The following is a 19268-nucleotide window of genomic DNA, read 5'->3' on the forward strand; positions in this document are numbered from 1 at the left end:
CATGTCGATCGCATCGCTGAACGATCTGCTCGCGGCTGGGGTCTCAGGGCGCACCGTGCTGGTGCGCTCAGACCTCAACGTCCCCCTCGACGGCACCACCATCACCGACGCCGGGCGCATCATCGCCTCGGCGCCGACGATCGCCGCGCTCGCCGACGCCGGGGCAGCGGTCATCGTGACCGCACACCTGGGCCGACCCAAGGGTGCCCCCGACCCGCAGTACTCACTGGCCCCGGTCGCCGAGCGTCTCGGGCAGGAGCTCGGGCGCAACGTGCAGTTGGCGGTCGACGTGGTGGGCACCGACGCGCTGGCACGTGCCGAAGGTCTCACCGACGGTGATGTGCTGCTGTTGGAGAACATTCGGTTCGATCCGCGCGAGACCAGCAAGGATCCGGCCGAGCGTGAGGCGCTGGCCCAGGCCCTGGTCGAGTTGGTCGGCCCGCACGGCGCGTTCGTCTCCGACGGGTTCGGAGTGGTGCATCGGGAACAGGCGTCGGTCTACGACGTGGCCAAGCTGCTACCGCACTACGCGGGCGGTCTGGTCGATTCCGAGGTGACCGTGCTGCGCAAGCTCACCGACGAGGTGGAGCGGCCCTACGCGGTGGTGCTGGGCGGATCGAAGGTCTCAGACAAGCTCGGCGTCATCGAGTCCCTGGCGCCCAAGGTCGACACGCTGGTCATCGGTGGCGGCATGGCGTTCACGTTCATCGCTGCCCAGGGGTTCTCGGTGGGGGACTCGCTGCTGCAGCAGGATCAGGTCGAGGTCTGTGCAGACCTGCTCGCGAAGTACGGAGACGTGATCCATCTGCCGATCGACGTGGTGGTCGCCCACTCGTTCTCCGCCGACGCGGAGTCGAAGGTCGTCTCCTCCGACCAGATCCCGGACGGATGGATGGGTCTGGACATCGGGCCGGAATCGGTCAAGCGGTTCGCAGCGGTGCTCGGTGGGGCAAAGACCATCTTCTGGAACGGCCCGGCCGGGGTGTTCGAGTTCGACAAGTTCGCCGCGGGCACCCGGGGAGTCGCCGAGGCGATTGCCGCAGCCACCGCAGCGGGTGCGTTCAGCGTGGTTGGCGGCGGTGACTCGGCTGCTGCCGTGCGAACGCTGGGGTTGCCCGACGACGGGTTCTCCCACATCTCGACCGGCGGTGGCGCATCGCTGGAGTACTTGGAGGGCAAGCAGTTGCCCGGACTGACCGTCTTGGAGGACTGAACTCGTGGCCACCCGCAAGCCCTTGATCGCCGGCAACTGGAAGATGAACCTCAACCACCTCGAGGCCATCGCGTTGGTCCAGAAGATCGCTTTCGCTCTGCCCGCCAAGTACTTCGACAAGGTCGATGTGACGGTCATCCCGCCCTTCACCGACATCCGCAGCGTGTCGACCGTCGTCGAGGGCGACAAACTCCTGATCACCTATGGCGCGCAGGATCTCTCGGCCCACGACGCCGGTGCCTACACCGGGGAGATCAGCGGTTCGTTCCTGGCCAAACTGGGCTGCACGTTCGTCGTGGTCGGCCACTCCGAGCGTCGCACCCTGCACGGGGAGACCGACGAGGTCGTGCTGGCCAAGACCTCGGCGGCATTGCGACACGCCCTGACCCCGATCGTCTGCATCGGTGAGGGGCTCGAAATCCGTGAGGCCGGTGATCACGTGGCCCACAACGTGGCCCAGCTCCGGGGCTCACTGGCCGGTCTCGCCGCCGAGCAGATCGCCAAGATCGTGATCGCCTACGAACCGGTCTGGGCCATCGGGACCGGTCGGGTGGCCAGTGCCGCCGACGCGCAGGAGGTCTGCGCCGCGATTCGGGCGACCGTCGCCGAGCTGGCGGGAGCTGACGTCGCCGCCGGTGTGCGCATCCTCTACGGCGGTTCGGTCAACGCCAAGAACGTCGGCGAGATCGTGGGTCAGCCCGACGTGGACGGTGCGCTGGTGGGCGGTGCCTCGTTGAAGTCCGACGAGTTCGCAACCCTTTCGGCGATCGCGGCCGGTGGCCCACTGCCCTGAGCCGGAGCTCCAGGCGCGCGGTGTGCCGCAGCGCGCACCCCGTACGCTAGGCTCGACTGGCCGTCGTGGCCGCCTCTACCGTCGTCGACACCGAAGGACTACCGCTCGTGAAGCTCGCATTGGACATCGGCTTGGTCGTCACCAGCGTGATCCTGGTGGTCCTGGTCTTGCTGCACCGGGGCAAGGGCGGCGGTCTGTCGTCACTGTTCGGTGGCGGTGTGCAATCGAGCCTGTCGGGCTCGAGCGTCGTGGAACGCAATCTCGACCGGCTCACCATCTTCGTGGGCGTCATCTGGTCGATCCTCATCGTAGGCGTGGGTCTCTACATCAAGCTGAGTTGACCTCGGCCTGCCGGACCGGGCCGAGCCCGGGATACTGAGGGCATGACCGACTCCGTCGCCACCTCGAGTACTGACCCCGGCCTTGCCACGTCACCCGCCCACGCGTCGGTCGGCTCGACCGAGACCGGCCGCGCCGCAACCGAACCGCTGCGCGAGGACATCCGTTTCCTCGGCGGTCTGCTCGGTGACATCATTCGCGAACACGCCGGAGAGGACATCTTCGGGCTGGTCGAACGGGCCCGTGTCGAGTCGTTTCGCATCCGGCGCTCGGAGATCGACCGCGACGATCTGGCCGCCTTGCTCGACGGGATCGACATCGGCGCTGCCGTCCCGGTGATCCGGGCGTTCAGCCACTTCGCCTTGCTGGCCAACCTCGCCGAGGACATCCACCGTGAGCGTCGGCGTACGTTGCACATCCGCGCGGGTGAGCCGCCGGTCGACAGCTCCCTGGCCGCCACCTACGCCAAGCTCGCCGCCGCCGATCTCGACGACACCACCGTCGGTGGTGCCCTCGCCGATGCCGTGGTGGTGCCCGTCATCACCGCACACCCCACCGAGACGCGGCGGCGCACCGTGTTCGAGACCCAGCGTCGGATCACCGACCTGATGCGCTTTCGGACACGCACCGAGCTGACCCCGGACGAGGAGGCCGAGGTGGCCGCCGACATCCGCAGGCAGATCCTCACCCTGTGGCAGACCGCGTTGATCCGGCTGCAGCGCTTGCGGATCCAGGACGAGATCGAGGTGGGTCTGCGCTACTACGACGCCGCGTTCTTCGACGTCATCCCAACCCTCAACGCAACGCTGCGCACCCGCCTGCGCGAGCTGTTCCCAGGTGCGGGCCTCGGCGACGAGCCGATCGTGCGGATGGGCTCGTGGATCGGGGGAGACCGCGACGGCAACCCGTTCGTGACCGACGAGATCGTCGCCCTGGCGACCGGTCGCGCCGCAGGCACAGCCCTGAAACATCACCTCACCGAGCTGCGGACCCTGGCCCAGGAGCTGAGCTTGTCGGCCCGGCTGACCACCGTCAGCGACGAGGTGCTGCAGCTGGGCTCTGGCGCCACCCCGCCGTCGGATGAACCTTATCGAGAAGCGCTGCGTCACATACGCTCCCGTCTGCTTGCCACCGCATTCGACCGATTCGGGACCGACGCGCCCATCCTTCTCGACGAGTTCGTGGTGGAAGGTGCCCCGGCGTACTCCACCGCCCCAGAGCTGCTCGCCGACCTCGATGTGATCGACGCGTCACTGCGCGCGAACCACGACGCCGACCTGGCCGACGACCGGTTGCTTCGACTCCGGGAAGCTGTGCGCACCTTCGGGTTCCACCTGTCCGGTCTGGACCTGCGGCAGAACTCCGATGTCCACGAGGAGGTGATCGCCGAGCTGATGCGATGGTCGGGAGTGCACTCGGACTATCGCGGTCTGGGCGAAGCCGACCGCGTGGCGCTGCTGACGCGAGAGCTGACCAACCGTCGCCCCCTGGTCCGGCCCGGCGCACCGCTGGCGAAGCTGGCCGCCAAGGAACTCGCGATCGTCGGCGCGGCCGCAACCGCAGTCGCCCGCTACGGACCGGAATCGGTGCCCAACTACGTGATCAGCATGTGCACCTCGGTCAGCGACATGCTGGAGGCGATGATCCTGCTCAAGGAGGCCGGGCTGTTCGAACCCGACGCCGACGGCACCGGCCCCCGCTGCAGCGTGCGGGTGGTGCCGCTGTTCGAGACCATCGAAGACCTGCAGCAGGGGGCCGCCACCCTGTTGGCGATACTCGACGTGCCGCTGTACCGCGCGTTGATCGAGTCTCAGGGTGGGCTGCAGGAAATCATGCTGGGCTACTCCGACTCCAACAAGGACGGCGGGTACTTGGCCGCGAACTGGGCGCTGTATCGCGCCGAACTTGACCTGGTGGAGGCAGCCGCGCAGGCAGGCATCCGCCTACGGCTGTTCCACGGCCGCGGCGGCACCGTCGGGCGCGGCGGCGGTCCCAGCTACGACGCCATCCTCGCCCAACCACCCGGCGCAGTGCAGGGCTCGCTGCGGATCACCGAACAAGGTGAGGTGATCGCCGCCAAGTACGCCGAACCCGTTCTGGCCAAACGCAACCTGGAGACGCTGCTGGCCGCCACCATCGAATCGACCCTGCTCGACACCGAAGGCCTCGGCGACACCGCCGAGGCGGCCTATGCGGTGATGGACGAGGTCGCCGGACTGGCCCGGGCCGCCTACAGCCGACTGGTGCACCAGACACCAGGCTTCGTTGAATACTTCACCAGCTCCACCCCGTTGTCGGAGATCGGTTCGCTCAACATCGGCAGCCGACCCGCCTCCCGCAAGCAGACCGAGAAGATCTCCGACCTGCGCGCCATCCCGTGGGTGCTGTCATGGACCCAATGCCGGGTGATGCTGCCCGGCTGGTACGGGACGGGGTCGGCGTTCGCCGAATGGGTGGCCGACGACCCGGCCAAGCTGGACACACTGCGCGACCTGTACCGCCGGTGGCCGTTCTTCTCGACCGTGATGTCGAACATGGCGCAAGTGTTGGCCAAGTCGGACCTCGGCCTGGCCGAACGCTACTCACACCTGGTCGCCGACACCGAGCTACGCGAGCGGGTGTTCGGCATGATCACCGACGAGCACCGACGCACCACCGAGATGTACTTCGCCATCACCGAATCAGACGATCTGTTGGCCGACAACCCGGCCCTGGCGCGGTCGGTGTTCAACCGGTTCCCCTACCTCGAGCCGCTGAACCTGCTGCAGCTGGAGCTGTTGAAGCGTTTTCGTGCCGGTGAGGACTCCGATCAGGTGCGACGCGGGATCCAGCTCACCATGAACGGTCTGGCCACCGCACTACGAAACAGCGGATAGGCCCCGCCGCGAGGGCCGGAGGAGCGCTGCCGCGCTGATCAGAGAAGCGCTGCCGCGCTGCGGTCCAGGAACCACACCGTGGCCTCGGTACCCCGCACCGCAGCGCATGGCCACTGCACCGGGTCGCCGCCGTTCACTCCGGCTGCGGTCGCCTCGGCCTTGTCGGTACCCGCCACCAGGAACCACACCTCGCGCGCCTGGTTGACCGCAGGCACGGTCAACGTGATCCGGGCCGGCGGCGGCTTTGGTGAATCGGTCACCGCCACCACGGTCTCGGTGGTCTCGGCGAGGGCGTCGGTGTGGGGGAACAACGAGTTGAGGTGGCCCTCACCACCCATGCCGAGCAGGTGCACGTCGAACCTTGGAACCCGCGCTCCCTCGCTCGCGTGCTCGGCGAGCAGCCGCGCGTAATCGGCTGCCGCAGCGGCGATGTCGTCACCAAAGTCGCCGTCGGAGGGTGCCATGGCGAATACTCGTGCCGGATCGACCCGAACGTGGTCCAGCAACGCCGTCGCGGCCTGTCCGTGATTGCGTTCGGCGTCGTCGTGCGGCACGAACCGGTCGTCTCCGAACCAGACGTCGACTGCCGACCAGTCCACCCCGGAGCTGTGTTCGCGCAACCACTCCAACAGGGCGATGCCGTTGCTGCCGCCGGTCAGGACCACAGACGCCGTGCCCCGTTCGGCCTGAGCTGCCCGCACCGTGTCGACGAACCGGGCCCCGGCCTGCGCCACCAGCTCCGACTTGTCTTCGGCGACAACCACTTCTGGATTCATGAGGGAACCACCGTCACTTCGGCCACGCCCTGGAGGGCGAGGTGGTAGATCTCGTCCGGGTCGAGGCGGCGCAGCTCCTCGGCGATGTGGTCGCGCACACCACGAGCAATCATCGCCACCTTGCCGTCTGGCTTACCCGGATTGGTCAGGACTGCGTTGTTGTTCTGATCCACCGCCAGCACCAGGGTCCCCGACGCCCGTTCCAGCCGCACTTCGAAGCTGCCGATCGTGCGTTCGGTACTCACACCGAGCTGGGCCCGCAGCCAGCCGGCCAACAGGTCGATCGCGGGGGACTGGGCCGGGCCGGAGACCACTGCACGCACCACAGGCTCATGCGGCGGGCGGTCCAGCCCCGAGGTCAGGATGGCACGCCAGTAGGTGATCTGCGACCACGCGAGGTCTGAATCGCCGGGCGCGTAGCCGGCCAGTCGCCCGGCCAGCACCGAGTCCAGGTCGGTGGCCTTGGTGGCGTCGGTGATACGTCGCGTCCCCAGTCGCCCGATCGGATCCTGCGACGGCGTCGCGGGTGCTTCACCAGGCCACCAGGTGACCACCGGGGTGTCGGGCAGCAGGAAGGGCATCACAACGCTCTCGGCGTGCTCGGCCAACTCGCCGTAGAGCCGTAGCACCACCACCTCCGAGGCGCCGGCGTCACCGCCCACCCGTATCTGGGCGTCGAGACGGGTGGCCGCCTCCCGGTTGCCGCGGGAGACCACGATGAGCCGACAGGGATGCTCGCGGCTGGCGGCATTGGCCGCTTCGATGGCGCCCTCGGTCGGCTCACCCTCGTCCGCGCACACGATCAAGGTCAGGACCCGACCGAGGGTGACGGCGCCGCCACTGTCGCGCACCGACACCAGCTTCTTGCTCACGACCTCGGTGGTGGTGGCGGGCAAATCGACGATCATCGCTGAGATTCCTTCGCAGACAGTGGATCCGGGGAGACAGAGTCGGTCACGGCCGACGCCAGGCCCGACCCGTGCGGGCCATCATCTCGTCGGCCGATTGCGGCCCCCACTTGCCGGACTCGTAGGTGTCGGGTTTTCCGGAGGCGGCCCACTCCTCAAGCACGGGATCGAGGATCTTCCACGACAGTTCCACCTCGGCCGACACGGGGAACAACGACGGCTCACCCAGCAACACGTCCAGGATCAGCCGCTCGTAGGCCTCCGGCGACGACTCGGTGAACGACTGTCCGTAGCTGAAGTCCATGTTCACGTCGCGTACCTGCATCCCGCTGCCCGGAACCTTGGAACCGAACCGCAGGGTGATGCCCTCATCCGGCTGCACGCGGATGACCAGCGCGTTCTCGCCCAGCTCCTCGGTCATGGTTGCGTCGAAGGGCAGGTGCGGTGCCTTCTTGTACACCAGCGCGATCTCGGTGACCCTGCGGCCCAAGCGTTTTCCGGTCCGCAGATAGAAGGGCACCCCGGCCCACCGGCGGCTGTTGACCTCCACCGCGATGGCCGCGTAGGTCTCGGTGGTCGAGTCGGCAAAGCCCTCCTCGTCGACCAGGCCCGGAACCTGTTGACTGCCTTGCCATCCCGGCCCATACTGCCCGCGCGCGGTGTTCTCGGACAGGGGCAGGATGTTTCGGGTCGCCGAGAGCACCTTGATCTTCTCGGCCTGCAACTCGCGCGGCTCGAACGACACCGGTTCCTCCATCGCCACCAGCGCCAGCAGTTGCAGCAGGTGGTTTTGGATGACATCGCGGGCGGCGCCGATCCCGTCGTAGTAGCCCGCTCGTCCGCCGAGCCCGATGTCCTCGGCCATCGTGATCTGTACGTGGTCGATGTAGTGCGAACTCCACAGGGTGTCGAACAACTGGTTGGCAAACCGCAGCGCCAGGATGTTCTGGACCGTCTCCTTGCCGAGGTAGTGGTCGATGCGGAACACCGAGTCCTCGGGGAACACACTGTTGACGATCGTGTTGAGCTCGCGGGCGCTGTCGAGGTCGTGGCCGAACGGCTTCTCGATGACCACTCGTCGCCACCGGTTGTCGGCCTGATGCGACAACCCCGACCGACGCAGTTGCCCGCAGACCGTCGGGAACGCCTTCGGCGGGATGGACAGGTAGAAGGCGTGGTTGCCGTCGGTGCCGCGTTGCTCGTCGAGTTCGGTCAACGTGGCGACGAGATGATCGAAGGCCGCATCGTCGTCGAACGAGCCCTGCACGAACCGGAAGCCCTCGGCCAGTCGCTCCCACACCTCCTCGCGGAAGGGGGTGCGCGCGTGTTGGCGAACCGCGTCGTGCACCACCTGACCAAAGTCCTCGTTGTCCCAGTCCCGGCGGGCGAACCCGACCAGAGCGAAACTCGGCGGTAACAGACCGCGGTTGGCCAGGTCATACACCGCCGGCATCAGCTTGCGCCGAGCCAGATCGCCGGTGACACCGAAGATGACCAGGCTGCACGGTCCGGCGATCCGAGGCAGCCTCTTGTCACGCGAGTCCCGGAGGGGGTTGACCCAGTCCGACTCGACTGCACTGGCCACCGCTCAGCCCCGGGACGCGGACTCGAGCTGCTCTGCGGTGGCGGCCAACAGCTCGTTCCATGCCACCTCGAACTTGTCGACGCCCTCGGACTCGAGCACGGCGAACACGTCGTCGAGGTCGATGCCCACGGCCGACAGTGCGGCGAACACCTCCTCGGACTCCGGGCCCCGACCGATCAAGGACTCGGTGTCGAGTCGGCCGTGGTCGGCGAACGCCTGCATCGTCTTCTCCGGCATGGTGTTGACCGTGTTGGGAGCAACCAGCTGATCGATGTAGAGGGTGTCGGGGTAGGCCGGGTTCTTGACCCCGGTCGAGGCCCACAGGGCGCGCTGTGGACGGGCGCCGTCGGCCAACAGCCCCTGGAATCGCGACTCCACCTCAAACACCTGCTGGTAGGCGACGTAGGCCAACCGCGCGTTGGCCAGGCCCGCCTTGCCCTTGAGTTCCACGGCGTCGGGCGTTGCGATCGCGTCGAGCCGGGCATCGATCTCGGTGTCCACACGCGAGACGAAGAACGACGCCACCGAGTGGATGCGAGACAGATCGTGGCCGGCCGCCTTGGCCTGCTCGAGGCCGTCGAGGTATGCGGCCATGACGGCGCGATAGCGCTCGACCGAGAAGATGAGGGTGACGTTGACGCTGATGCCCTCGGCAAGCGTCTTGGTGATGGCCGGTAGCCCGGCAAGCGTCGCCGGGATCTTGATCAGCAGGTTGGGCCGGTCGACGATCTTCCACAACTCGATGGCCTGGGCCAGCGTGGCGTCGGTGTCGTGGGCCAGGCGAGGATCGACCTCGATCGACACGCGACCGTCCACCCCGTCTGATGCTTCGTACTGCGGCGCGAAGATGTCACACGCCTGGCGGACGTCGTCGGTGGTGACCGTGCGGATGGTGGCGTCCACGTCGGCACCGCGCGCAGCCAGTTCTCCGATCTGCGCGGCGTAGCTCTCACCGGCCGACAGTGCGGCCTGGAAGATCGACGGGTTCGTGGTGACGCCCACCACGGATCGGGTGGCGATCAGTTCGGCGAGGTTGCCCGAGGTGATGCGCTCGCGCGACAGGTCGTCGAGCCACACCGACACCCCCGCTTCGGACAGGGCGGCGAGATTCTCGTTCTGGGTCATGGTCATCCCTTCGCAGCAGTGATGGAGCGCTCGGCGGCCGCGACGACGTTGTCCACGGTGAAGCCGTACGCGTCGAACAGGACATCGGCACCGGCGGACTCGCCGAAATGCTCGAGTGAGACGGTCTCGCCGGCGGCACCGACCAGCTTGTGCCACGGCATGGCGATGCCGGCCTCCACCGACACCCGAGCGGTCACCGTCGGCGGTAGCACCGCGTCGCGGTGGTCGGCGTCCTGCGCCTCGAACCACTCGACACACGGCATCGAGACGACCCGCGTACCGATTCCTCTGGCCTCCAATGCTTCTGCGGCAGCCACGGCGACCGACACCTCCGATCCGGTGGCGATGAGGATGACAGCCGGGGTGGCGGTGGACGACTCGACGAGCACGTAGCCGCCCTTGGAGACGCCGTCATAGGACGTGCCCGCGAGAACCGGGACGTTCTGTCGCGTCAGCGCCAGACCGACCGGGCCACCCCCGCCGACCCGCTCGAGGGTGGCGCGCCAGGCGAAGGCCGTCTCGTTCGCATCGGCCGGGCGGATGACCGCGAGGTTCGGGATGGCTCGCAGCGCAGCGAGGTGCTCGACCGGCTGATGGGTCGGTCCGTCCTCGCCGAGTCCGATCGAGTCATGGGTCCAGACGTAGATTGGGTCGATCTCCATCAGCGCGGCCAGTCGCACCGCGGGACGCATGTAGTCGGCGAACTGCATGAAGGTGCCGCCGTAGGCGCGGGTGGGACCGTGCAACACGATGCCCGACAGGATGGCGCCCATGGCGTGTTCGCGGATGCCGAAGTGCAGGGTGCGCCCATATGGGGTGGCAGTCCAATCCTCGGTCGAGATCGACTCGGGGCCAAAGGATTTCTCGCCATCCATGGTGGTGTTGTTCGAACCGGCGAGGTCAGCCGAGCCGCCCCACAGCTCGGGGAGCACCGGGGCGAGCGCGGTGAGCACCTTGCCTGAGGCCGAACGGGTGGCCACGGCCTTGTCGCCGGCGGCCCAGGTGGGCAGCACCTCTGTCCACCCCGCGGGCAGCTCGCGCGCGAGCAGCCGGTCGAGCAGCGCCTTGCGGTCGGGGTTGGCAGCGGCCCAGGCCTCGAACCGCGTGGACCACTGCGCATGTGCGTCGGCCCCACGCTCGGCGAGGGTGCGGGTGTGGGCAATCACGTCGTCGCCCACCTCGAAATCACGCTCGGGATCGAACCCGAGAATCTTCTTGGTGGCCGCCACCTCGTCGGCGCCGAGCGCTGACCCGTGGACGCCGCCGGTGTTCATCTTCGTGGGCGCGGGATAGCCGATGATGGTGCGCACGATGATGATCGACGGCTTGGCGGTCTCGGCTTTCGCGGCCGCGACCGCGGCCTCGATGCCGGTGACGTTCTCACCGCCCTGCACGTACTGCACGTGCCACCCGTAGGCCTCGTAGCGTTTGGCCACATCTTCTGACAGTGCGATGTCGGTGTTGTGCTCGATGGAGATCTTGTTGTCGTCGTAGAAGACGATCAGGTTGCCCAACTGCTGGGTGCCGGCCAGCGACGACGCCTCGGAGGTGACGCCCTCTTGGATGTCGCCGTCGGAGGCGATGACGTAGACGTGGTGGTCGAAGACGCTGTCCCCGATCGGGGGCTCGGGATCGAACAGGCCTCGCTCGCGGCGCGCGGCCATAGCCATCCCCACCGCGGACGCCAGGCCCTGGCCCAGCGGACCGGTGGTGATCTCCACCCCGCGGGTGTGGCGGTACTCCGGGTGCCCCGGGGTCAGCGACCCGCGGGTGCGCAGCGCCTTGAGGTCGTCGAGTTCGAGGCCGAACCCGCCGAGGTAGAGCTGGATGTAGAGGGTGAGACTGGTGTGCCCGCAGGACAGCACGAACCGGTCCCGGCCGATCCATTCGGTGTCGGTGGGATCGTGACGCATCACGCGTTGGAACAGCGTGTAGGCCAAGGGCGCCAGGCTCATGGCGGTACCGGGATGACCCGACCCACACTTCTGCACTGCATCCGCAGCGAGTACCCGAACGGTGTCCACGGCGCGGGTGTCGAGATCGGTCCAACCGTCCGGGTGCTCCGGGCGGGTCAGGTCTCGGATCTCATCTGTCACTGCCACGATGGCGATTCTCCTGTGTGTCGCGAGGGTGCGGATGCAGAGTCGGTAGGTGTCGGTGCGAAGGCCGTCTCCTCCTCAACCCTAGCCGCGACCGCGATCGCGGTGGCGTGACGAGGTCGACCAAATTGCCGATCCGGCGATGTCGGCGTCTACCATTGCCTGTAGTAGAAGCGCACGGGTTCGGCGCGCGGCGACTGGCTCGCGGCGTCTCCCGTCGGCAGATGCCTCGCGGGGCATGATGGGAGACGGAGAGTCAGTGGACATCGGGCACAGCGGTGGAGGACATGGCTCCACCACCACCCACCCCGACTCCACCGTCGACGACAGCCCCCGTTCGCTGCTCCGGCGTGGTGCCGACACCGCGCTGGCCTACCTGGCGCTGACCAAACCCCGTGTCATCGAGTTGCTGTTGGTCGCCACTGTGCCGGTGATGCTGTTGGCCAAGCGCGGCAGCGTCGACATCGAACTCATCGCCGTCACCCTCGCCGGCGGCTGGTTGGGCGCGGCGAGTGCGAACACGCTCAACATGGTGGTCGACGCCGACATCGACCAGAAGATGAAGCGCACGCAGCGACGACCCCTGGCCCGCCATGCCGTGACCCCACGCAGCGCGCTGATCTTCGGGCTCGTCCTGGGGGCCGCCTCGTTCCTGGTGTTGTGGTCAGCTGCAAATCTGCTCAGCGCGGTGCTGGTGCTGATCACCATCGCGTTCTACGTCCTGGTCTACACGATGGTCCTCAAGCGTCGGACCTGGCAGAACGTGGTCTGGGGCGGTGCCGCAGGGTGCATGCCGACGCTGGTCGGATGGGCGGCGGTCACCGGTTCGCTCAGCTGGCAACCGCTGGTGCTGTTCGCGATCATCTTCTTCTGGACCCCGCCGCACACGTGGGCGCTGGCGATGCGCTACAAGGAGGACTACCGCGCGGCGGGCGTCCCGATGCTGCCGGTGATCGCCACCGAGATCCAGGTGGCACGACAAATGGTCGCCTACACCTGGGCCACCGTGGTGGCGACGCTGGCGCTGGTCCCGGCGACCGGGCCGATCTACGCGGTCATCGCGGTGGCAGCCGGGGCTTGGTTCCTGCTCGCAGTCCACAAGCTCTTGCGCAACACCAACAACGGCGAGGAAATCGCGCCACTCAAGGTGTTCCTGCAGTCCAATGAGTACCTGGCCATCGTGTTCTGCGGTCTGGCCATCGACTCGGTGATCAATCTGCCGACCGTCGCCGGCTACTTCTGATCGCGACCGGCCGCAGACGCCGGTTCGAGCACCAGTGAGCCGGCTGTGCGCCGTGCCTCCAGGTCGGTGTGTGCTCGCGCCGCCTCGGTGAGCCGATAACGATGGTCGACTCGGATCGTCAGCGCTCCGGATGCCACTGCATCCATGATCTCTCTTGTGCGCCATATGAACTCGCGCGGCTCGCGGATGAAGTCGGCCAAGGTGGGTCGGGTGACGCTCAACGAGCCCAGGCCGTTGAGGCGTTGGAGATCGAACGGTGGCACCGGCCCACTCGCCGCCCCGAACAGCACCACGGTTCCGCGTGTCGCGGTGGCCGCGAGGCTCTGCTCGAAGGTGTCGGCACCGACGCCGTCGTAGGTGACCCGCACCCCGGCGCCGCCGGTGAGGTCACGGACCTGTTCGGCGATGTCCGGGCCGTAGCGCAACACCGTCTCTGCACCAGCTGACCGAGACAACTCGGCCTTCGCGTCGGTGGACACCGTGGTGATCACTCGGATGCCCCGGGCCGCCGCCAGCTGGGTCAGCACCAAACCCACCCCGCCTGCACCCGCATGCACCAGGATCGCGTCGCCGGCGTTGCCGTCGGTAGGACCGGTCGGATGCGCGCTGCCGTCGAGCAGATAGTGCGCTGTCAACCCTTGCAGCAGCACGCTTGCCGCTGTGGGGTCGTCTACGGATTCGGGCACCGGTACCGCACGGGCGGCAGGAACCGTGACGAGCTCGGCGTAGCTGCCCGGAGCCTCGCACCACGCCACGCGGGTGCCCACCCGGTCGGTGTCGACGTCAGAGCCGACGCCCACCACGACCCCGGCACCCTCGCTGCCGGGCACGTACGGCGGCTGCGAGGGATATCGGCCCGCGCGCAGGTAGGTGTCGATGAAGTTGATCCCCGCTGCGCCCACCCGCACCAACAGTTGACCGGGACCGGGTGTCGGATCATCGATCTCGACGTGCTCCAACACCTCGGGGCCACCGTGACGTGTGACGTGGATTGCATGCATACCTCGTTTCTACCCGCGACTGCGTGCCGCTGGGGCCAGGTGGGAGGCGATATGCTCGAGCCATGGCTGAGAGCAACGACACCGACGCACCGACGACCGCGGCGACGGTCAGTTCTGCGGTGGTGGGATCGGTTCGAGGGTTCGTCTCCCGCACCGGGGGCAGTGCGACCGCGGTCATCTCACCGGTAGGTCGCGCGGGCGTGCGCGTGATGTTGGTCGGCGCCGACGGCACCATGGGCGACCGCGTGGTGGCCGACGTGGCCACCGCGCACGCGTTGATCGACGCGGTGGATGGACTGACTGCGGCGCAATGGGATCGTGAGCTGAGCAGCATCGCAACACCGGCGCCTGGTCACTACGCCAAGATGGCCGGGTGGGTCGCCCGGACCTGATCGGCCTGCCCGAGAACCGACGCGCCGCGGCTGTCGACCGCGACGGGTCGGCAGGGGTCAGTGGCGAACGCCCGGCGCGGCGGCAAGGGTGTCGTCGAGGGTCGTGTCGTCGATGGCCATCCGCGGGCGCATCGACACCCACAGAGCTCCGGTGGCCGCGACACACGCTCCGGCCCCGGCCACATGCGCCACCACCAGCACCGACGGTACGTCGGTCAGGTACTGCACCACGCCGATGAGGCCCTGACCCATCACCAGCCCCACGACTACATAGAGGCGTCGTCGAACCGTGTCCGGGGCACCGACGGCAAGCAACCCGAAGCCCAGTCCGATCAGCAGCGCGAGGTAGCCGACCACCATCTCGGCGTGGAAATGCACCAGCGTGGTGATCTCGATCTTCAGTCGCGGCACCGGTTTGTCGATGCTCTTGTCGCCGGCGTGGGGTCCGGCGCCGGTGACCATCGTCCCGGCGATCAGCACGACGGTCATCATCGCGGCGCTCACGGCGGTGAGCCAGCGCAGCGGGGCCGGTACCACGGCGATGGTGTGCCCGTCGTCGGGCTCACGCACCTTCTCCAGAAGCAGTACGGCCAGCCAGACCATGCCCATCGACAGCAGTAGATGGATCGCGACGGTCCACCACGCCAAACCGGCCAGCACGGTCAATCCGCCGACCACGGCCTGCACCACCGTCGACAGCGGCATCAGCCAGGCGTAGAAGCGCACCTCACGCCTACGACCGGCGCGTGTGACCGCGATGACGATCAGGGCGGCCGTGAGGACCACCGCGAAGGTGAGCATCCGGTTGCCGAACTCGACGGCCTGATGGATACCGGGCACCTCGGTGTGCGGCGTGGGTGTGAAGCTGCCGGGAAAGCACTGCGGCCAGGTCGGGCAACCCAGACCCGAGGCGGTGACCCGAACGATCGACCCGGTGACCGCGATGCCGGCCTGTGAGAGCAGCACCGCGAGAGCGACACCGATCTGCAGCCGCAGGGAGGGCATGGGCAGCCGATTGACGAGGTTGACGAATCCGCGATAGAGCACGACTCGATGGTATCGGGGCGGCGGGATGCGTTCGGCCAGGCTCAGGTGAAGCGGAAGTACTTGACGGCGGCGGCCGCGCCGACGCCGCCCCACACGAGCAACACGAGGAATCCGTACACGTCGACCGAATTGCGCACGCTCTGGTGCAGGACCTCGCTCAACGCGCCAGAGGGAAACGATCGCGCGACCCATTCGACGGCGGACGGTACGTTGTCGCCCGCCACCACGAGGCTTCCTATGCCGATCAGTATGAACCACAACACATTTGCCAAGGCGAGGACGACTTCGGCCTTCAGGGTGCCGCCGAGCAGGAGGCCGAGAGCCGAGAACGCCATGGTGCCCACGGCGATCGCCACCGCACCCAGCACCAGTCCAAGCGCCGTCGGGTTCCAGCCGAAAGCCGCACCGATGGATCCGATCACGATCGACTGCAGCACCACGACGATGGCCACGGCAATCGACTTGCCTGCGATCACGCCCCACCGCGGCAGCGGGGTGGCACCGAGTCGTTTGAGCGCGCCGTACCGCCGGTCGAAGCCGACGGCGATCGCCTGACCGGTGAACGCGGTCGACATCACCGCCACCGTCATGATGGCCGGCACGAATCGGTCGGCCCGGTTCTCCCCGAAAGTGTGGATCGGTAGCAGGCACAGCCCGATGAGCATGGTGATCGGGATGAACATGGTCAACAGCAACTGCTCACCGTTGCGCAGCAGCAAGGTCAGCTCGATCCGTGACTGGGCCAGGATCATCTGCAGCACCGGCGCAGGCGCGGGCGCGGGCGCGAACTGCCCGGGGGTGAACCGGCCCGAGGCGGCGCGGCTGGTCTTGGGTGCGATACCTGTCATCAGCGCAATTCCCGTCCGGTCAGCTCGAGGAACACGTCCTCCAGGCTGCGGGTCTCCACCCGCATGTCGGTGGCGAGGACGTCGATCTGGGCGCACCACGCGGTGACCGCGGCCAACACCTGAGGCGTCACCTCACCCACGACCAGGTAGTGCCCGGGTTGGGTTTCGGTGACCTCGTATTCCTCGGCCAGCGCCGAGACCAACAGGTCGAGGTCGAGACCGCTGGGGGCACGGAACCGCAGTTCGTTCTCGGCGCCGCGGCTGGTCACCTCGTCTGGAGTGCCGCGGGCCACCACCGAGCCCCGATCGATGATCACCAGATGGTCGGCCAGATGTTCGGCCTCGTCCATCAGGTGGGTGGTCAGTACCACCGATACGCCGTCCGCGCGCAGGCGATCGATCAACTCCCACACCAGGATTCGCGCAGCAGCGTCCAAGCCGGCGGTGGGTTCGTCGAGGAACACCAGCTCGGGGCGGCCGACGATCGCGCACGCGAGGGCGAGCCGCTGCTGCTGCCCGCCCGACAGCCGGCGATACGGGGTCCGGACCGCGTCGAGGAGCCCGAGGGTGGCAAGCAGCCAGTCCACGTCGAGCGGGTTGGCGGAGTAGGCCGCGCACAGACGCAACATCTCGCCGGCGCGGGCGCCGGGATAGGCCCCACCGCCCTGCAACATCACGCCGATGCGGGTACGTAGCGCGTCGTTGTCGGCGATGGGGTCCAAGCCCAGGACGCGGACCTCGCCGCCGTCGGCGGCCAGGAACCCTTCGCAGATCTCGATCGTGGTGGTCTTGCCCGCACCGTTGGGGCCGAGAAGAGCCAAGACCTGCCCACGGCGCAACTCGAGGTCCAGACCGTCGACTGCAGTGATGTCGCCGTAGCGCTTGACCAGGCCGCGTACCGACAGGGCCAGTTCCGTGGAGTCGTGATCGACCGGCGCGCTCGGGGACGGTGCGGGATGGATGGGTGCCGACGACGCGACGGATTCGGACGACGGGCTGTTCACAACGTCCAAGAGTATTCGGCCTGCGTCGTGCGCCGCCACGTGGATCGGTCACACCCGACCACCGGAGCATCGGGTGGGGTCATCGGCGATGGTCGCAGGCACCGATCGACGCGCGAGCTCAGACGACGGCCTGCTCGGTGCGCGTCGCCGAGGTGTCGCGTTCGGACGGGGCGCTCACCGGTGGTCGACGCCACGGGATGCGTTCGAAGAACAGGGCCGTCACCAGCGCAACCAGGAAGACCGCAGCGATGATCCCCTCGGCGAGCTGGAACCCGCGGGTGCCTGCGCCTGCGGGCAGCACGACGATGGCGATGATCGCCGAGATGCTGATGGCGCCGATGCGGAACCAGCGTCCGGTGGCCCAGGCCGCCAGTGGGACGACCGCCCACAGCAGATACCAGGGCTGCACGAATGGGAAGAACAGCACCACGGTGGCCATCGACACGCCCAGGGCGCCGATCGGGTGCAGGCGTCCGCCCAGGGCCGCCATCATCCAGCGCACGATCAGTACGGCGGCGGCGAGTTGCGCCACCGGACGCGCCACGTCGAGCATCGCCTGCGTGTGATCGCCCAGACCCATCGCCACACCGACACGGCCGCTGGTGACCGACAGCAGGGTGGGCATCGACATCCACGACCGCACGACGCTGCCGGTGCCAGCCGTACTGGTCCACCCGAAGCCCAGTCCGGTGGCCACGCACAGCAGGACCACCGAAGCGATCAACACCACACCCAGCGCGGAGGCCGCAGCGGTCAGCGCGATCACCGAGTCACGGGATCGCGACCACCACAGGCGCACCGGAGCGTGTCGCAGCGCGGGCAGGGTGGCGCCCCAGCGACGTGCCAACGCGATACCGACGAACGCGAACGCCAGTACCGAGGTGATCTTGATCATCGCCGAGGCGGTGATCACCACAGCTCCGAGGATCAGCAGCCAGCCTGCTCGGCTGGGCAGCCACCGGCGCCAGCGGCCGCCGCTCGCGTCGACCCGGCGTAGCCGACCGGCGCTGTCGATACCCCGGAAGCACAGCTCGATACCGGCCAACATGCCGCCCAACATCATCGCCTCGTTGTGGATGCCCCCGACCAGGTGCAGGATCAGCAGCGGGTTCATCGCGCCCAGCCACAATGCCGCGATCGGTGACACACCGCAGCGGCGCGCCAGCCTCGGTAGGGACCAGACGATCAACGCCACCCCGGCCAATGCGAGCAGACGGTGCATGAGGATGGCGGCGGTGATGTTCTCGCCGGTGAGTCGGGTGATGTTCTCGCCCAGCCACAGGAACAGCGGACCGTAGGGCGCGGGTGTGTCGCGCCACAGGTTGGGTACCGAGCGGGTGAACACGTGGTCCACACCCAGTCCACGCACCGGCGAGATGGTGTACGGGTCCATCCCTCGCTGGGCGATCGCGCTCTGTGCCAGGTAGGAGTAGATGTCCTTGCTCAGCAGCGGAGGCGCCAGCACGATCGGGATGATCCACACCAGCAGCGTGCGGTCAGCCTGCCCGCGGGTCATCCGCCGTGGCGGTGGGGTGCCGTGCGCCAACTCGGTGCGATAGCGACCGATCGCGTAGCGCCCCAAAAGCAACCACGCCAGCACCAGGATGACCGAACCGGCGATGGACAACGTCAGTGCGGTGGTCCACATCCGTGAGGGCAACGACAGCAACCGCACCCCCGAGATCGGGTTCTGCAGCACCGGCACGTTCCCGGTGCCCAGCGAGCCGATGAGAATGAAGATCGACCCCACCGCACCGAACAGGCGGATGCGCACCATCGCCCGGCTCTCCCGGGCATCGAGGTCGCCCACCTCGGGCTCATCGGTGTGGATGCGAGCCATGGTGGCGCCGTAGTCACCGGTTTCGGTGCTCTGCGCGCGGCCGGCGGCGACAGGTCTGCTGATGCCGAGGTAGGTCGTCAGTCGGCGTCCGGCGAGTCGGGCCCGACGGATCGTCGCCGCGCTCATCGACTCGACGTTCGACGCTGCGGGCGGCGCGGCGGTCTCGGGTTTCGCTCCGC

The 19268-nt window shown here is 67.9% G+C and carries 16 protein-coding genes; 6 read left to right on the plus strand and 10 right to left on the minus strand.

Annotated features, from left to right (window positions below; genetic code table 11):
- The first annotated feature begins 1 nt into the window (after window position 1).
- From pgk to ppc, 4 genes are all read left to right on the plus strand, one after another.
- Window positions 2–1213, plus strand: a complete 1212-nt coding sequence (pgk, locus tag KIK15_RS14795) for a phosphoglycerate kinase (protein WP_214245469.1) — start codon at window positions 2–4, stop codon at window positions 1211–1213.
- Window positions 1214–1217: 4 nt separating this feature from the next.
- Window positions 1218–2006 (plus strand): triose-phosphate isomerase, encoded by a 789-nt coding sequence (tpiA, locus tag KIK15_RS14800; RefSeq protein WP_214245470.1) that lies wholly within the window; start codon window positions 1218–1220, stop codon window positions 2004–2006.
- Between the two features lie 107 nt (window positions 2007–2113).
- Window positions 2114–2347, plus strand: coding sequence for a preprotein translocase subunit SecG (gene secG / locus KIK15_RS14805; RefSeq protein ID WP_214245471.1), 234 nt, complete (start codon window positions 2114–2116; stop codon window positions 2345–2347).
- A 42-nt stretch (window positions 2348–2389) separates the two neighbouring features.
- Window positions 2390–5221 carry a phosphoenolpyruvate carboxylase gene (ppc, locus tag KIK15_RS14810; RefSeq protein WP_214245472.1) on the plus strand — a complete coding sequence of 944 codons (2832 nt, stop codon included), beginning with the start codon at window positions 2390–2392 and terminating at the stop codon, window positions 5219–5221.
- Window positions 5222–5259: 38 nt separating this feature from the next.
- Here the strand turns inward: ppc and pgl are convergent, their stop codons facing one another.
- Genes pgl through tkt form a run of 5 tightly spaced genes read right to left on the minus strand, consistent with a single transcriptional unit; the run spans window position 5260 to window position 11717 of the window.
- Window positions 5260–5997, minus strand: a complete 738-nt coding sequence (pgl, locus tag KIK15_RS14815) for a 6-phosphogluconolactonase (RefSeq protein WP_214245473.1) — start codon at window positions 5995–5997, stop codon at window positions 5260–5262.
- Complete coding sequence (locus KIK15_RS14820; protein ID WP_214245474.1) at window positions 5994–6905, minus strand: glucose-6-phosphate dehydrogenase assembly protein OpcA; 912 nt, start codon at window positions 6903–6905, stop codon at window positions 5994–5996. The genes pgl and KIK15_RS14820 overlap by 4 nt, the downstream gene beginning before the upstream one ends.
- A gap of 46 nt (window positions 6906–6951) precedes the next feature.
- Window positions 6952–8490, minus strand: a complete 1539-nt coding sequence (zwf, locus tag KIK15_RS14825) for a glucose-6-phosphate dehydrogenase (protein ID WP_214245475.1) — start codon at window positions 8488–8490, stop codon at window positions 6952–6954.
- Window positions 8491–8493: 3 nt separating this feature from the next.
- Complete coding sequence (gene tal / locus KIK15_RS14830; protein ID WP_214245476.1) at window positions 8494–9615, minus strand: transaldolase; 1122 nt, start codon at window positions 9613–9615, stop codon at window positions 8494–8496.
- Between the two features lie 2 nt (window positions 9616–9617).
- Window positions 9618–11717, minus strand: a complete 2100-nt coding sequence (gene tkt / locus KIK15_RS14835) for a transketolase (protein WP_214245477.1) — start codon at window positions 11715–11717, stop codon at window positions 9618–9620.
- Between the two features lie 256 nt (window positions 11718–11973).
- Between tkt and KIK15_RS14840 the strand changes: the two genes are divergently transcribed.
- Entirely contained in the window at window positions 11974–12957 is a 984-nt protein-coding gene (locus KIK15_RS14840; RefSeq protein ID WP_374222860.1) for a heme o synthase, read from the plus strand.
- Here KIK15_RS14840 and KIK15_RS14845 read toward each other — a convergent pair.
- Window positions 12948–13958: a quinone oxidoreductase gene (locus KIK15_RS14845; RefSeq protein ID WP_214245478.1), complete on the minus strand. Its 1011-nt coding sequence runs from the start codon at window positions 13956–13958 to the stop codon at window positions 12948–12950. The two genes, KIK15_RS14840 and KIK15_RS14845, sit on opposite strands and share 10 nt — an antisense overlap.
- A 62-nt stretch (window positions 13959–14020) precedes the next feature.
- On the opposite strand from KIK15_RS14845, the gene KIK15_RS14850 reads away from it, so the two are divergent.
- Entirely contained in the window at window positions 14021–14350 is a 330-nt protein-coding gene (locus KIK15_RS14850; RefSeq protein ID WP_214245479.1) for a hypothetical protein, read from the plus strand.
- Between the two features lie 57 nt (window positions 14351–14407).
- On the opposite strand, the gene KIK15_RS14855 is transcribed toward KIK15_RS14850, so the two are convergent.
- The 4 genes from KIK15_RS14855 to mptB all read right to left on the minus strand — a co-directional run bounded on the left by KIK15_RS14855 (window position 14408) and on the right by mptB (window position 19215).
- Window positions 14408–15355, minus strand: coding sequence for a heme A synthase (locus KIK15_RS14855; protein WP_214245664.1), 948 nt, complete (start codon window positions 15353–15355; stop codon window positions 14408–14410).
- An 83-nt stretch (window positions 15356–15438) separates the two neighbouring features.
- Window positions 15439–16245, minus strand: a complete 807-nt coding sequence (locus tag KIK15_RS14860) for an ABC transporter permease (RefSeq protein ID WP_214245480.1) — start codon at window positions 16243–16245, stop codon at window positions 15439–15441.
- Window positions 16245–17207, minus strand: a complete 963-nt coding sequence (locus KIK15_RS14865; RefSeq protein ID WP_214245665.1) for an ABC transporter ATP-binding protein — start codon at window positions 17205–17207, stop codon at window positions 16245–16247. Before KIK15_RS14865 ends, KIK15_RS14860 begins: the two co-directional genes overlap by 1 nt.
- 160 nt (window positions 17208–17367) lie before the next feature.
- Window positions 17368–19215, minus strand: coding sequence for a polyprenol phosphomannose-dependent alpha 1,6 mannosyltransferase MptB (mptB, locus tag KIK15_RS14870; RefSeq protein ID WP_214245666.1), 1848 nt, complete (start codon window positions 19213–19215; stop codon window positions 17368–17370).
- Between the last annotated feature and the right edge of the window lie 53 nt (window positions 19216–19268).

Origin of the sequence: Williamsia sp. CHRR-6 (assembly GCF_018474015.1) — a bacterium.
GTDB lineage: Bacteria > Actinomycetota > Actinomycetes > Mycobacteriales > Mycobacteriaceae > Williamsia_A.